Source organism: Mesorhizobium sp. M0408 (assembly GCF_040321495.1).
In the GTDB taxonomy this organism is placed as follows: domain Bacteria; phylum Pseudomonadota; class Alphaproteobacteria; order Rhizobiales; family Rhizobiaceae; genus Mesorhizobium.
The window spans coordinates 66,889-80,889 of the sequence record NZ_JAMYRO010000013.1; the positions used below are offsets into that span (position 1 = coordinate 66,889).

The window sequence follows — 14,001 nt, forward strand, 5'->3', positions numbered from 1 at the left end:
GGCGTGTCTGCGAGCGCAGATTCAGGGACCGAATATCACAAGTTCGGTGAACGTCAGATCTCCAGGTGCGGGTGGTCTGGGACCTTTGAAGTATTTCAGCCCCTTGTTGGGCCGGTACCATCCCACCAAACCTGGAATCGGCTCCTTGGCGTCGACAAAGCAAACCAGGATTCCGCTTCGCAAGAGAAAGCGCCCCATCGCACCGGCGCAGCGGCTCAAATCCGCAAGCGAGCGGCAATAGATGACCTGATGGCACTGGATAACACCGTGCAACATTCGGCGCGGCATCAATACCAGGGGGAACGCTGCTCCGTCGCAAATGCAGATCAACGACAGGCAGCCCAGCGCGGCGTGTTCCGAGAGTATGTACCTCTCACTCTCGGGCAGCATCGCCAATTCCGGGAGATCGGGACGCACTTCGACTACGCGACATGACCGCTGCGTCAAACTTAAAGCCGGCAAGAAGGTAAATTGTCCGCTGGAGAAGAGCCGAAAGCCTAGCGCCCGGTTGGCTTTCAATGTCGCTTGTGCCGGCGAAATGTTCGTGTAGGTCACGTCCTTCCGCTTGAGAACCGCCACAACCAACATGGCGCCATAAGGACGGAATTCTGCATCGACTGACCAGCTTGAAAGATTGCAGCGGATTTCGTCGCCCTCTGGCCCCTGGTAGCGAGCATAAAGGGTGAGCACAACGCCGACGATCCGACCGGCATGCTCCAAAACAAAGCCATATCGTGGGAACTCGGCAACCGCAGGACGCTGCGACAAACGGGTCAGAGCGTGTATCCAGTAACTCCGGTTACGCGCCGGAAAGCCCCTGCACAGGCAATCAACCACTCCCTCCCAGTCGGTTTCGCGGATTGGTCTACAGCGAAGACCGGGCGGGAGAGCGCCAAGTACGGCCAAAATCAACTCCAGAATACGATTTACTTACATGTGCCTAATGCGCTCCACATATCAGCGCTCAACGATTAATAGTCCGTGCGGGTTTTAAAAACGATTTTCCACACTCAGCACAAACACAGCTCGCCATGACGCTGCTCACCGTCCTGGATCGCGCCGAAAGGTGCGGCCGCCACGGTTGACTTGGCGTTGAATGCGGCTTTACAGGAATGGAGCGCGAACCGGTCGGGGAACGTCCTGGTGCCAATCCGGTACCGACAGCTCGAACCCGCTCCTCTCGCGATATCCTAAGTGATTGAAAAATCACCTTGGAGGGATGGCCGAGCGGTTTAAGGCACCGGTCTTGAAAACCGGCGTGGGTGCAAGCCCACCGTGGGTTCGAATCCCACTCCCTCCGCCATATCCGGCCAATTTCTTCAATCCTGCAGGCATGACGTCGAGTTTTCCGCTCGTCGGATTCTCGACTGCCTGGGTCTAACAGGCCGGTCCGCTTCGGGGAGAACCGCCGCTCTGCCCCATGCAGCGCACCACCTCTCGCGTCGCTGAAATGCGACAGGTGCTGATCGTGGCAACGATACCAAAGTACCGGTGATACTATTGCGTAATCAACAACCTGCCACAAAGCGAAGACTGTCACCCGCCGCGCAGCCGCGCTTCGTCGGGTTGATTTCTCCGCCCGAATATGGTGCTTCTCCCGCCCATGAATAAACTATTTTCTGCGGTCCTCGCATGGACGATAGTGGCTTGGCCGGCCAGCGCAATGGACAGCGCATTGCGCGCCGGCCTGCTGAAACTCGATCCGCAAACCCGGCTGGAGCAGCGATGCGACGCCGAAATTCTCGACCGGATTACCCGCGACGACCACAAATACAAAGCCGATCGTGTCGTCGCCTACGCTTTTGCGACGCCCGAAATGGGCGCCGATGCGATCAAGAGCCCGGGTGCTGCGTTTCGCAGCAAGGGACAGTGGTACCGGCTGAAATTCAAATGCGAAACAGCGCCGGACCATATGGAAGTCCTGCAGCTCCGCTATCGGATCGGTGATGAAATTCCGGAAAGCGACTGGCCCAAATACAATCTCTATAACTAGGCATTCGCGACCTGTGGCCGCATTTTGCCGGTGTTTCGGGCCGATCGTCGCAAACTCTGTATATTGCCGGCCTTGTTCCAACCAGTCCCTTGACGCGCGGGAACCATACACGTTAGGCCCTCCAGGCATTCGACGCGAACGGTCGGCCAACCAGCAAGGGACTTCCAGTCGATGGAAATTTTCACTGCCGCGGGCTTCTCTGCCCTGCTCCAGGTCATCGCCATCGACCTCGTGCTTGCAGGCGATAACGCCATCGTCATCGGCTTGGCCGCGGCGGGCTTGCCGGTCGAGCAGCGCAAGAGAGCGATTCTCATCGGCGTGGTGGCGGCGACGGTGCTGCGTATCGGTTTTGCTGCGATCACCGTCACCCTGTTACAGATTGTCGGCCTGCTGCTGGCCGGCGGCATCTTGCTGCTGTGGGTGTGCTGGAAGATGTATCGCGAGCTGCGCACGTCGTATGCCGACGAGGTGGAGGCGACCGAAGCGCTGTCCAATTCCGATATCAACAGCGATGATATGGTGGCCGGCAAGGCGCGCAAGAAGACCTTGGGTCAGGCGGCATTGCAGATCGTCATCGCCGACGTGTCGATGTCGCTCGACAACGTACTGGCGGTCGCCGGCGCGGCGCGCGATCACTTCCAGGTGCTGGTGATAGGCCTCGTCCTGTCGATCGCGCTGATGGGCCTTGCCGCGAGCTTCATCGCCAAGCTGCTGCACCGCCATCGCTGGATCGCCTATATCGGCCTTTTGATCATCTTCTATGTCGCACTCGATATGATCTACCGGGGCGCGGTGGAAGTCTTGCCGCATGTCAGCAGTGCGGTGAGCTGACACGCCGACTCGAATTCTCATCGGTCGGCCTTTCAGCTTCGGCGAGCCTTCGGCGACGCTGGCGGTTGCGTTTCGCCGCAGCCGCTGCCCATACCAATGCCGCGACAAGTGTGATACTGCGCCGCCAATCCTGAAAATCCGGAAAAGCTTAGATGTCCGCCCCTCGAGTCAGTTTCGTCAGCCTTGGATGCCCGAAAGCCCTTGTGGATTCGGAGCGCATTATCACCCGCCTGCGCGCCGAAGGCTACGAGATCGCCCGCAAGCACGACGGCGCCGACCTGGTCGTCGTCAACACCTGTGGCTTCCTCGATTCGGCTCGCGACGAATCGCTCAACGCCATCGGCTCCGCACTTTCGGAGAATGGCAAAGTTATCGTCACCGGCTGCCTCGGCGCCGAGCCGGACGTCATCCGTGAAAGACATCCGAACGTCCTCGCCATCACCGGACCACAAGCTTATGAAAGCGTGATGGCGGCGGTGCATGAGGCTGCCCCCCCGAGCCATGATCCCCACATCGACCTTTTGCCGCCGCAAGGGGTCAAGCTCACGCCGCGCCACTATGCGTATCTCAAGATTTCGGAAGGCTGCAACAACCGCTGCACCTTCTGCATCATCCCGGCGCTGCGTGGCGACCTCGTATCGCGGCCGGCGGCCGACGTGTTGCGCGAAGCCGAGAAGCTGGCCAAGGCCGGGGTCAAGGAGATCCTCGTCATCTCGCAGGATACCAGCGCCTACGGCATCGATATCAAATACCAGACCAGCATGTTCGGCGATCGCGAAGTGCGGGCGAAATTCCTCGATCTATCGGAAGAACTGGGCAAGCTCGGTGTCTGGGTGCGCATGCACTATGTCTATCCCTACCCGCATGTCGCAGACGTCATCCCACTGATGGCCGAAGGCAAGATCGTTCCCTATCTCGACATTCCGTTCCAGCACGCCTCGCCGCAGGTGCTGAAGAACATGCGCCGGCCCGCTCATGGCGAAAAGACGCTCGAGCGTATTCGCGGCTGGCGCGACATCTGCCCGGACCTTGCCATCCGCTCCACCTTCATCGTCGGCTTCCCCGGCGAGACGGATGACGATTTCGAGATGCTGCTCGACTGGCTGGACGAGGCCAAGATCGACCGCGCCGGCTGTTTCAAATACGAGCCGGTCAGAGGCGCCCGCTCCAACGAGCTCGGCCTCGAGCAAGTGCCGCAGGAGATCAAGGAAGCCCGCTGGCACCGCTTCATGCAGCGCCAGCAGAAGATTTCGGCAACGCAGCTAACCAAGAAAATTGGCAAGCGCCTGCCGGTCCTGATCGACGAGGCGCATGGCAATTCGGCCAAGGGCCGGACCAAATACGACGCGCCCGAAATCGACGGTTCGGTCCATATCCAGTCGCGGCGGCCACTGCGCGCCGGCGAAATCGTCACGGTCAAGATCGAGCGCGCCGACGCTTACGACCTTTACGGCTCAGCAGTCTGATATTCCGTCCAAAATGAAAAGGGCGCCGCGTGGCGCCCTTTCGTTCGATATGTTTCCGACCACCTACTGCGGCAGCTTGTCGTCGACGCCCTTCACGTAGAAATTCATGCCGAGCAACGTGGCGTCGTCGGCGACCTCGCCCGCCTTCAGCCAAGGTGTGCCGTCCTGCTTGGCGATCGGCCCGGTGAAGGGGTTCCAGCCGTCGGCGATCTTCTTGGTGGTGGCTTCGGCCATCGCCTTGACGTCGTCGGGCATGTTGGTGAACGGCGCCAGCTTGACGGCGCCGTCCTTAATGCCGAGCCAGACATTGTCGGGCTTCCAGGTGCCGTCGAGCGCCGCCTGGACGCGGCTGATGTAGTAGGGACCCCACTCGTCGGTCAGCGAGGTCAGCTGCGCGTGCGGCGCGAACTTGATCATGTCGGAGGACTGCCCGAAGCCGTGCAGCTTGCGCTCCTCCGCCACCTGCAAGGCAGCGGTCGAGTCGGTGTGCTGGACGATGATATCGGCGCCCTGGTCGAACAATGCCTTGGCAGCATCGGCCTCCTTGCCCGGATCGAACCAGGAGTTCACCCACACGATCTTCGCCTTGAAGTTCGGGTTGATCGACTGTGCGCCGAGCATAAAGGAATTTATGCCCATCACCACTTCCGGGATCGGGAAGGAAACGATGTAGCCGGCGACGCCCGACTTCGATTGCTTGGCGGCGATCTGGCCAAGCACGTAGCGGCCTTCGTAGAAACGCGCATTGTAGATGCCGAGATTTTCGGCCGTCTTGTAGCCGGTGGCGTGCTCGAACATCACCTTGGGGAATTTCTTGGCGATCTTCACTTCCGGGTCCATGAAGCCGAAGGACGTGCCGAAAATGATCTTGCATCCCTCGCGCGCCAGGCGCTCGAAGGCGCGGTCGGCATCGGGGCCTTCGGAGACGTTTTCGAGATAGGCGGTCTCGACCTTGTCGCCGAGTGCCTTTTCCACCTCGAGGCGGCCTTGGTCGTGCTGGTAGGAGTAGCCGAAATCGCCGATCGGGCCGGTGTAGACCCAGCACGCCTTCAGCTTGTCCGCCGCCTCGGCTGATGCCGCCAGCGACAATGCGGCCGTCGTCGCCATCAGGGCAATAAGCAGTTTTTTCATTGTGTTACCTCTCTGAGTTAAGCCTTGGAGCTTCCGTCTTTTTGTTGTCAACGATCCGGAACGAATGGCTGGCCCAAGGAGGCCGGCGTGTTCATCATCGTCAAACGCTTGTTGCGCGAGATTAGAACGAGAACCACGACGGTTGCCAGATAGGGCAGCGAAGAAAGCAGTTGCGAGGGAAACGATTTTAAGAACGCAATTAACTTGTAGAGCAACCAGGGCGCGTCGACGAAGTCCTGCAGATTTATGGCTTGGACGTGAAGCTGGCCAACCCAGATCGCGCCGAAAATATAGGCGCCGGCCAGCACCCGCCATGGCCGCCAGGAGGCGAAGACGACCAGAGCCAGCGCGATCCAGCCGCGGCCGGCGGTCATGTTCTCCACCCATTGCGGTGTGTAGACCAGCGATAGGTGACCGCCGGCGAGGCCGGCACAAGCGCCGCCGAAAATCACTGAGAGATAGCGGTAGCGGATGACGTGGATGCCAAGCGCATGGGCGGATGCATGGCTGTCGCCGATCGAGCGCAGCGTGAGCCCGGTGCGGGTCTTGAACAGGAACCACATGACGGCGGCGGTCAGCGCGATCGAGATGTAGAAGATTGGATCCTGGCCGAACAGCAGCCTGCCAACGACCGGGATTGCGGTCAGGCCGGGAATATCGAGGTTTGGCAGCCTTTCGCCGGGCTGGCCGACAAAATTCGTTCCCATCATGCCGGAAAGGCCGAGGCCGAGCAGTGTCAGCGACAGGCCGGTGGCCACCTGATTGGTGGCCAGCGACAGCGTCATGACGGCGAACAGCAGCGAGAACACTGCCCCCATGGTGATTGCCGCCAACAGCCCTATCCAAGGCGAGCCGGTGAGATAGCCGGCGCCGAAACCGCCGACGGCACCCATGATCATCATTCCTTCGACGCCGAGATTGAGCACACCCGAACGTTCGACCACCAGTTCGCCGATCGCCGCGATCAGCAGCGGCGTCGCCGCCGTCGCGATGGTCAAGAGGATGTTGACGGTGATGTCCATCAGCGGGCTTCCTCCAACTTCGGCGCTGCCTCGAGCTTCGGCGCGGAAAAGCCGGTCAGGCGAATGCGGTAATGGATGAGCGTGTCGCAGCCGAGCACGAAGAACAAAAGCATGCCCTGGAACACGCGCGCCACCTTGTCGGAGATGCCGAGCGCGCTTTGCACTGCCTCGCCGCCCAGATAGGTCAGCGCCAGCACAAGGCCTGCGGCGACGATGCCGAGCGGATTGAGCCGGCCGAGAAATGCCACGATGATAGCGGTAAATCCGTAGCCGGGCGAGATCACCGGCTGCAATTGTCCGATGGCTCCCGAGACCTCCGAAATCCCTGCAAGTCCGGCCAGTGCGCCCGACAGCAGGAAGGCAAAGAAGACCATGCGGTTAAGGCCAAACCCGGCGAAGCGCCCTGCCCTCGGGCTTGAGCCGAGCACGCGGACCTCGAAGCCTTTCAGCATACGGCTCATCAGGATCCAGATCAGGATCGCCGCGATCAACGCGAAGACAAATCCCCAGTTTGCCCGGCCGGATTCAGGGAGGAGTTCAGGCAGTATGGCCGACTCGTTGAACTGGATGGTCTGCGGGAAACCGTGGCCCTGCGGATCGCGCCACGGCCCGCGTACGAGCCAATCGAGGAAGAGCTGGGCGACATAGACCAGCATCAGGCTGGTCAGGATCTCGTTGGTGTTGAAGCGCGTCTTCAGCAGTGCCGGGATTGCAGCATAGGCGGCCCCACCGACCATGCCGAGCAGAAGCATCAGCGGCAGCACCAATGGGCCTTCGAAATGCGGAAACAGCACGGGGATGATCGAGCCGACAATGCCGCCCAGGATGAACTGGCCTTCGGCGCCGATGTTCCAGATGTTGGCCTTGTAGCAGACCGACAGTCCGACCGCGATCAGGATCAGGGGGGCGGCCTTGATTGCCAGCTCATGCAGCTGCCAGACCTGGCTGATCGGTTCGATGAAGTAGATGCGGAACGCGGTTAACGGGTTGACGCCGAGCAGCGCGAACATGATGGCACCGGCAATGATCGTCAAAACGAAAGCGATGAAAGGCGAGAGTGCCGAAAACAGCATCGAGCGCTGCGGGCGTTTTACAAGTTCGAGGCGCATCAAGCCGTCTCCAGCGTATGTTCGGCATGACCGGGTTCGGCGCCGCCCATCAGCAGCCCGATTTTCTCGAATGTCGCTTCAGCTATCGGCAGCGGCTTCGACAGTTCGCCATTGTGCATGACCGTGATCGCATCGGAAATCTCGAACAGCTCGTCGAGGTCCTGGCTGATCACCAGCACCGCCGAGCCGCTGCGCGCCAGTTCGATCAGCGCCTGGCGGATGTGGGCCGCCGCACCCGCGTCGACCCCCCAGGTCGGCTGATTGACCACCAAGACGCTCGGCCGGCGGTCGAGTTCGCGGCCAACGATGAATTTCTGCAGATTGCCGCCCGAAAGAGCCGCAGCCTCCGGATCCGGCGCGCTCTTGCGCACGTCCATTGCCTTTATGATGCGCTGGGCAGCGGTATGGATCGCATCGCCCTTGACCATTCCACCGGCGCCGACAAACATCTTGCCATCGGTGGCGTGGCGCGACAGAAGCAGGTTCTCCGAAAGCTTCATGCGCGGTGCTGCGCCATGGCCGAGCCGCTCTTCCGGGACGAAGGCAGCGCCCATCAGACGCCTGCCGGTGATGGTGAGGCCGCCGGCATCCTTGCCGCGGATGCGGACCGAGCCGGCATCCTGCTGCAGCACCTCGCCGGAAACGGATTCGAAGAATTCGCCCTGGCCGTTGCCGGCCACACCGGCAATGCCGATCACCTCGCCGGCGCGGACCTCGAGATTGATGTTCCTGAGCGGGATCGAGAACGGGGTCGCCGGCCTGCGGGTGAGTTCGCGGATTTGAAGCAGCGTCGGCGCGGTCTCGATACCCTCGGCCGGCGCCCGCACCACGGCCTGCACCTCGTTGCCGACCATCATCCGCGCCAACGAAGACGCGGTTTCCTGGCGCGGATTGCAATGGCCGACCACCTTGCCGTGACGCAGCACGGTGGCGCGGTCGCAGATCCGTTTGACCTCTTCCAGCCGGTGCGAAATGTAGAGGATGGACTTTCCTTCCGAACGCAGCCGTTCGAGCGTCTCGAACAACTTATCGGCCTCCTGCGGCGTCAGCACCGAAGTTGGTTCGTCGAGGATGATAAGTTGCGGCGTCTGCAGCAGGCAGCGGATGATTTCGATGCGCTGACGCTCGCCGACCGACAGATCACCGACCAGCGATAGCGGATCGAGAGGCAGGCCGTAACTGTAGGAGAGCGCCCTCGCCTTGGCCGCGATCGTGCTGATCGGCGAGCCGTCATCCAGCGACAGCGCGATGTTCTCCGCCGCCGTCAGCGCTTCGAACAGGGAAAAATGCTGGAAAACCATGCCGATGCCGAGCTTTTTTGCGGTGCCGGGGCTGGTGATTCTGACCGCCTGGCCATTCCAGAAAATCTCGCCGGAATTCGGTTCCAGCGATCCAAACAGCATTTTCACCAGGGTCGACTTGCCGGCGCCGTTCTCGCCAAGCAACGCGTGGATCTCACCCTTGGCAATGTTGAGATCGACATGGTCGCACGCCGTCAACGTGCCGAATATCTTTGTGAGGCCGCGAACCTCAAGCAGGTTTGCGCCGTCCTGATCTGCACTCACGGTGCCTCCATCTGGTTTGCCAGACATGTTCTGTGTTCCCGCAAGCATCGTATGCGGGGGCTGCTCTCTACGGTAAGCGCCTCACGACTTGAAAGAGCTTCAAGAATTTCAGCGGAAACTCAAGCGGTAAAGAGCAGTTCGCAAGAACGGCGGCGTCGGCGGCCCGAAACGGCGGGCGCCTAAGGGATAAGTATTGTTGTCCCGGTGGTCCTGCGCCCTTCGAGATCGGAATGCGCCTTGCCGGCCTCGCTGAGCGCGTAACGCTGGTTTATCTTGATCTTGACGGCGCCGCTGAGCACCACGTCGAACAAGGCGGCGGCGGAAACCTCGAGGTCTTCGCGCCTGGCATTATAGACGAACAGCGTCGGCCGCGTTGCGAACAGCGAGCCCTTCTGCGCCAGCAACGAGATGCTGAAGGGCGGGATCGGCCCAGACGATTGACCGAAGCTGACGAAAGTGCCGAGCGGCCGCAGGCAATCGAGCGAGGCTGGAAATGTGTCGTTGCCGACTGAATCGTAGACAACGTCGCATTTCTTGCCACCGGTGATAGCGGCAACGCCGGCCACGAAATCCTGTTCGCGATAGTTGATCACGTGGTCGAAGCCATGCGCCTTGGCGAGCTCGATCTTGTCGGTGGAACTCGCCGTGCCGATCACTGTCGCGCCGAGATGCTTGGCCCATTGGCCGAGGATCAGCCCGACACCGCCGGCCGCCGCATGAAACAGGATCGTGTCGCCGGCTTTCACCTTGAATGTACGGCGCAACAGATATTCGGCGGTCATGCCCTTTAGCATCATGGCTGCGGCCTGTTCGTCGCTGATGCCGTCCGGCACCTTCACCACGCGGTCGGCGGCGATCACGCGCTGCCCGGCATAGGCGCCGGTCGTCACGGCGTAGGCGATGCGATCGCCGGGTTTGAGCCAGTCGACATCCGAGCCGACATCCAAGACCACGCCGGCCGCCTCGCCGCCAGGGATCAGCGGAAATCCGCCCTGCGGCGGATAAAGGCCAGAGCGATAATAGACGTCGATGAAATTGAGACCGATCGCGGTATGCTTGACCAGGATCTGTCCCGAGCCCGGCTGCCCGGGATCGGCATCCTCATAGGTCAGGACCTCCGGGCCGCCATGGGCATGGATGCGGATCGCTTTGGACATTTTCTGGCTCTCTTGGGATCAGGCTTTCTTATCCGACTTGGCGCCGAGATTTGGGAAGAACTGCATGATAGCGCCGATGCAGGCGAGGTAAAGCCCGGTGAACGTAATCCCGAACTTGATGAAATCGCTGACCTGCTCGCCCAGCACGCCGATCTGGTCGTAGAAGGAGGCAAGTGCGGCCTGCGCCAGCGCCAGCGCGCCGAAAGCGCACCAAAGCAGCGTCATGCCGAGATTGATTGGCCGCAGCCGCTTCACCCGCACCGGATGGATGAAATTGATCGGCACGAAGGTGAGAATGGCGGCCACCACGACCACCGCGAAAGAAACCCATTGTCCGGGCTCGATGACGAACAGCGTGAACACCACCATGTTCCAGACGACCGGAAAGCCCTTGAAGAAATTCTCCTTCGTCTTCATGCCGGTATCGGCATAGTAGATTGCGCTCGACACCACGATGATCGCCGCCGACAGGAACGACAGGCGCTCGCCCATGAAGCCGCGCTGATAGAGCGCGAAGGCCGGAATCAACACGTAGGTCACGTAGTCGATGATGTTGTCGAGCAGTTCGCCCGACCAAGTCGGCAGGATTTCCTTGACATCGAGCTTCCTGGCGATCGGCCCGTCGATGCCGTCGACGAAAAGCGCCAGCCCCAGCCACCAGAACATCGCCGTCCAGCGCTGCTCGCTTGCTGCCACTAGCGACAGAAACGCCAGGAATGAGCCCGACGCGGTCAAGAGATGGACCGAGAACGCCCGCGCCTGAGGCCATGTGACTTTCTTCTTCGGCCGCGGAATCCGGTCGGCGATTTTCCTGGCCGTCGTCTTCTTGCTCACGGGCCCCGCCAGTCCAGCTTGCAGATTTCGGCCGAACGGCCAGCAAAGTTCCAGTTGCGGCCAAAGGCCCGCATTTTGCTCTTGTCGGATTTGGCGACGATGATTTCCGGCGCAATCCAGTATTCCGAATTGCTGATGATCGCATCCTTGTCGCGATCCTTGCCGGTGATTGGCGTCACCGCACCATCGATGATCTTCGGTATCTGAAAGATGCGTGTTTTCGCACGCGTCTCGTAGGTGATCGGCACCTGCTCGGCGCCGAGGAACTGTCCGACCAGGATGGAGAGCAGCGATGTGGTTCCACCGGCCTTGCCGGTGAATATCTTCGTCAGTCCCTTCACAGCGTAAACCGAGGCGCGCTTGTCGATGAACAGGCCCGCCGTCCAGTTGCCGCGGCTCATATAACCGGGGATTTCCATGACCAGCCCAAGATTGAGACCGGACAGGTCGACCTCGCCGAAATGGCCGGCATCGATCCGGAACCCCGCCCAGGTTTGGCAATAGCCTTCCGTAGGCGGATGATTGCCGAGCGACAGAACGCAAGGGCAAAAAACCGTGCAATTGCAGGAAAGGATGAGCTCTCCCTTCATTGCCCAGTTTTGATCTGTCATCGAATTCTCCCCCTCATGCCGAGACTACTAGTAGCGCGGCTGCCCAGACAAGCAGTATCGCACCGCCCAACCGCGTCGGCAGATTGCCTGCCGTCTGTTTTTCGACCAGGCTGAACAAGCCGATCAGCGCCATCCAGAACACGTTCATCACACCGACGGCAAAACATTACCAGCATCAGCGCCCAGCAGCATCCAAGGCACCACAGGCCCTGCTCCATACCGAGCCGGAAAATGCGAATGGGCCTGGCGCTCCAGTTGGCGAACAGGACCGAGAACGGATTTCTGCACTTCTCCAGACAGGCTTTCTTCAGCCAGCTGAACTGGTAGAGGCCAGCGATCGACAGCGCGGCCGCTCCGGCAATTCCAAGCAGCGGATCGAGCATCTGCCCGGATGACACGAATGCATGGACTGCGAGCGTCAGGGCAGCGAATATTGCCGAGGCGGCAAGCCAGACGCTCAAATATCCAGCGACAAGGATCAACGGATGGGCAACGGGTTCCCCCTTGATCCTGGCGGTATCTGCGATCTCGCAATAGGTGCGGATCATCGGCGCCGCGGAGGGCAGCATGGTCGCGATGGCCATCAACAGCCACATCGCGGTGAGTGCCCCGCCTTGCGCCCCTACGCTTGCGCGAAGCGGCGCCGGCGCAAGGCAAAGGGCGAAGAAACGCGCAAGGAAATCCGGCAGCGGCAGCTGCGGCAGGTTCCCCAGCATCGTGTCGCCGGGTGCATCGGTGCCCGGGAGCCGGCTTACCGCACCACGAACTGCCATTGCGCCGAGAAGGAGCCAGGCAAGGGCGATGCCCATGCCGGCAACGACGCTCACCGTCAGTCGAGGGCTGCGCGCAACGCTCGCCATCGCGCGGCCGGTGCCGTCGAGGTGGCTGAAATCGTCTTGTTGGCCGGTCATGGCAACCGAATGGGCCGAATCGCCGCGTTGATCAAGCCGCATCACCTGACCTATATGGACCAGCAGGTCGGACGGGCCTCACCTCGCAATCCGGAAGCCGAATTTGATCCATCGGGAAACAGCACGGATACTGGTCGCCGGCAGCGGCCCTGCGGGGCTGATCGCGGCGCTTGGCTTTGCCGAGGCGGGCTTTCCCGTGACGCTCGTCGGCCCCGATGCAACCGGCCCCGACGGCCGGACGACAGCCTTGATGAACCCTGCCCTGAAGATGTTCGAACGGCTAGGGATCTTCGACGGAATCAGGCCGCACGCAGCGCCGCTCAAGGTGATGCGTATCGTTGACGCAACCAACCGGCTGATCCGCAGCCCGACAGTGACCTTTCGCGCCAGCGAGATCAACGAAGAGCAATTCGGGCTGAACTTGCCCAACAGCGTTCTCAACCGCACGCTAGCCGAGGCTGTCGCGCATTCGGGCATCGAATGGCGAAAGTCGATGGTGGAGGCATGGCGCCTCGATGCCGACCATGCCCATGCCGTTCTCGCCGACGGCAGCGAGGTTGAGGCATCGTTGGCAGTTGCCGCCGATGGCCGTCAGTCGCCGGCCCGCGAGGCAGCCGGCATCCGGACCTCGATCCGATCCTATCCGCAGGCGGCGTTGGTGCTCAATTTCGGTCACCGCAGCGACCATGCCTTCACCTCGACCGAATTCCACACCGAGACCGGTCCGTTCACACAGGTTCCCCTGCCCGGCAACCGGTCCAGCCTTGTCTGGGTGCTCGAACCCGATATCGCCAAGGACCTTGCAGCACTCGACGACGCCGAGCTTTCGACGCGGGTCGAACAGCGAATGCAATCGATGTTGGGCCGCGTGTCGGTTGAGCCCGGCCGGCAGGTCTACCCCCTTTCAGCGGTGAGCCCGTGGCGGTTTGCGCAGCGCCGCGTAGCCCTAGTCGGCGAAGCCGCCCACGTGTTTCCCCCAATCGGCGCGCAAGGCCTCAATCTCGGCATCAGGGACATCGACGACCTGATTGGTGCCGCAAGCAGAAACCGCTCGGACCCGGGCGCCGCCAAGGCGCTTGCAGCCTATGATTTCAAGCGGCGGCCGGACATTCTGGCGCGCAGCAGCGCGGTCAACCTGCTCAACATGTCGCTGCTTTCCGACATGCTGCCGGCCCAGCTGGCGCGCAGCGCTGGCCTGGGCGCGCTTGAGGGGTTTGCGCCGTTGCGGGCGTTTTTCATGCGCGAGGGTCTTCGACCCGGCAGCGGTTTTGCGGCGTTTTTTGGCCGATTGCGAAAACCGGCTGAGCGATAGCGATCTTGGCCACCGCCCTTGATCCGCATCTCGCGATGCTCAACCCGGCATCAAGGGGA

General features: G+C 61.3%; 12 protein-coding genes, 1 tRNA gene and 1 pseudogene. 5 read left to right on the forward strand and 9 right to left on the reverse strand.

Annotated elements, in window-relative coordinates:
- Positions 1–21 precede the first annotated feature (21 nt).
- A complete protein-coding gene (locus tag NKI67_RS16985; RefSeq protein WP_352593883.1) occupies positions 22–906 on the reverse strand; it encodes a GNAT family N-acetyltransferase in 885 nt (294 codons plus the stop codon).
- Positions 907–1,213: 307 nt separating this feature from the next.
- Here NKI67_RS16985 and NKI67_RS16990 point away from each other — a divergent pair.
- The 4 genes from NKI67_RS16990 to rimO all read left to right on the forward strand — a co-directional run bounded on the left by NKI67_RS16990 (position 1,214) and on the right by rimO (position 4,290).
- Positions 1,214–1,303, forward strand: a tRNA-Ser gene (locus NKI67_RS16990).
- A gap of 282 nt (positions 1,304–1,585) precedes the next feature.
- Positions 1,586–1,993, forward strand: coding sequence for a DUF930 domain-containing protein (locus NKI67_RS16995; protein ID WP_352456770.1), 408 nt, complete (start codon positions 1,586–1,588; stop codon positions 1,991–1,993).
- Positions 1,994–2,164: 171 nt separating this feature from the next.
- Positions 2,165–2,824, forward strand: a complete 660-nt coding sequence (locus tag NKI67_RS17000) for a TerC family protein (RefSeq protein WP_023675054.1) — start codon at positions 2,165–2,167, stop codon at positions 2,822–2,824.
- Positions 2,825–2,976: 152 nt separating this feature from the next.
- Positions 2,977–4,290 (forward strand): 30S ribosomal protein S12 methylthiotransferase RimO, encoded by a 1,314-nt coding sequence (rimO, locus tag NKI67_RS17005; protein WP_352577862.1) that lies wholly within the window; start codon positions 2,977–2,979, stop codon positions 4,288–4,290.
- Between the two features lie 63 nt (positions 4,291–4,353).
- Here rimO and NKI67_RS17010 read toward each other — a convergent pair whose 3' ends face one another.
- From NKI67_RS17010 to NKI67_RS17045, 8 genes and pseudogenes are all read right to left on the reverse strand, one after another.
- On the reverse strand, positions 4,354–5,421 hold the full coding sequence (locus tag NKI67_RS17010) for a BMP family ABC transporter substrate-binding protein (RefSeq protein WP_352646066.1): 1,068 nt from the start codon (positions 5,419–5,421) through the stop codon (positions 4,354–4,356).
- Positions 5,422–5,468: 47 nt separating this feature from the next.
- Positions 5,469–6,443: an ABC transporter permease gene (locus tag NKI67_RS17015; RefSeq protein ID WP_352448916.1), complete on the reverse strand. Its 975-nt coding sequence runs from the start codon at positions 6,441–6,443 to the stop codon at positions 5,469–5,471.
- Entirely contained in the window at positions 6,443–7,555 is a 1,113-nt protein-coding gene (locus tag NKI67_RS17020) for an ABC transporter permease (RefSeq protein WP_352646068.1), read from the reverse strand. Before NKI67_RS17020 ends, NKI67_RS17015 begins: the two co-directional genes overlap by 1 nt.
- Entirely contained in the window at positions 7,552–9,144 is a 1,593-nt protein-coding gene (locus tag NKI67_RS17025) for an ABC transporter ATP-binding protein (protein ID WP_502897430.1), read from the reverse strand. The genes NKI67_RS17020 and NKI67_RS17025 overlap by 4 nt, the downstream gene beginning before the upstream one ends.
- A gap of 152 nt (positions 9,145–9,296) precedes the next feature.
- Entirely contained in the window at positions 9,297–10,274 is a 978-nt protein-coding gene (locus NKI67_RS17030; RefSeq protein WP_352456767.1) for a quinone oxidoreductase family protein, read from the reverse strand.
- Positions 10,275–10,292: 18 nt separating this feature from the next.
- Entirely contained in the window at positions 10,293–11,069 is a 777-nt protein-coding gene (pcsA, locus tag NKI67_RS17035) for a phosphatidylcholine synthase (protein WP_502894454.1), read from the reverse strand.
- Between the two features lie 35 nt (positions 11,070–11,104).
- Complete coding sequence (locus NKI67_RS17040) at positions 11,105–11,719, reverse strand: DUF1326 domain-containing protein (RefSeq protein WP_352448912.1); 615 nt, start codon at positions 11,717–11,719, stop codon at positions 11,105–11,107.
- 13 nt (positions 11,720–11,732) lie between these two features.
- Positions 11,733–12,672 (reverse strand): annotated as a pseudogene (locus NKI67_RS17045) (DUF2182 domain-containing protein).
- 61 nt (positions 12,673–12,733) lie between these two features.
- Between NKI67_RS17045 and NKI67_RS17050 the strand changes: the two are divergent.
- Positions 12,734–13,942, forward strand: a complete 1,209-nt coding sequence (locus NKI67_RS17050) for a UbiH/UbiF family hydroxylase (protein WP_352646074.1) — start codon at positions 12,734–12,736, stop codon at positions 13,940–13,942.
- Positions 13,943–14,001 lie beyond the last annotated feature (59 nt).

Coding starts and splice junctions, on each gene's coding strand:
- NKI67_RS16995 (WP_352456770.1), top strand. CDS start 1,586: ATGGTGCTTCTCCCGCCCATGAATAAACTATTTTCTGCGGTCCTCGCA.
- NKI67_RS17000 (WP_023675054.1), top strand. CDS start 2,165: ATGGAAATTTTCACTGCCGCGGGCTTCTCTGCCCTGCTCCAGGTCATC.
- rimO (WP_352577862.1), top strand. CDS start 2,977: ATGTCCGCCCCTCGAGTCAGTTTCGTCAGCCTTGGATGCCCGAAAGCC.
- NKI67_RS17010 (WP_352646066.1), bottom strand. CDS start 5,421: ATGAAAAAACTGCTTATTGCCCTGATGGCGACGACGGCCGCATTGTCG.
- NKI67_RS17015 (WP_352448916.1), bottom strand. CDS start 6,443: ATGGACATCACCGTCAACATCCTCTTGACCATCGCGACGGCGGCGACG.
- NKI67_RS17025 (WP_502897430.1), bottom strand. CDS start 9,144: ATGTCTGGCAAACCAGATGGAGGCACCGTGAGTGCAGATCAGGACGGC.
- NKI67_RS17030 (WP_352456767.1), bottom strand. CDS start 10,274: ATGTCCAAAGCGATCCGCATCCATGCCCATGGCGGCCCGGAGGTCCTG.
- NKI67_RS17040 (WP_352448912.1), bottom strand. CDS start 11,719: ATGACAGATCAAAACTGGGCAATGAAGGGAGAGCTCATCCTTTCCTGC.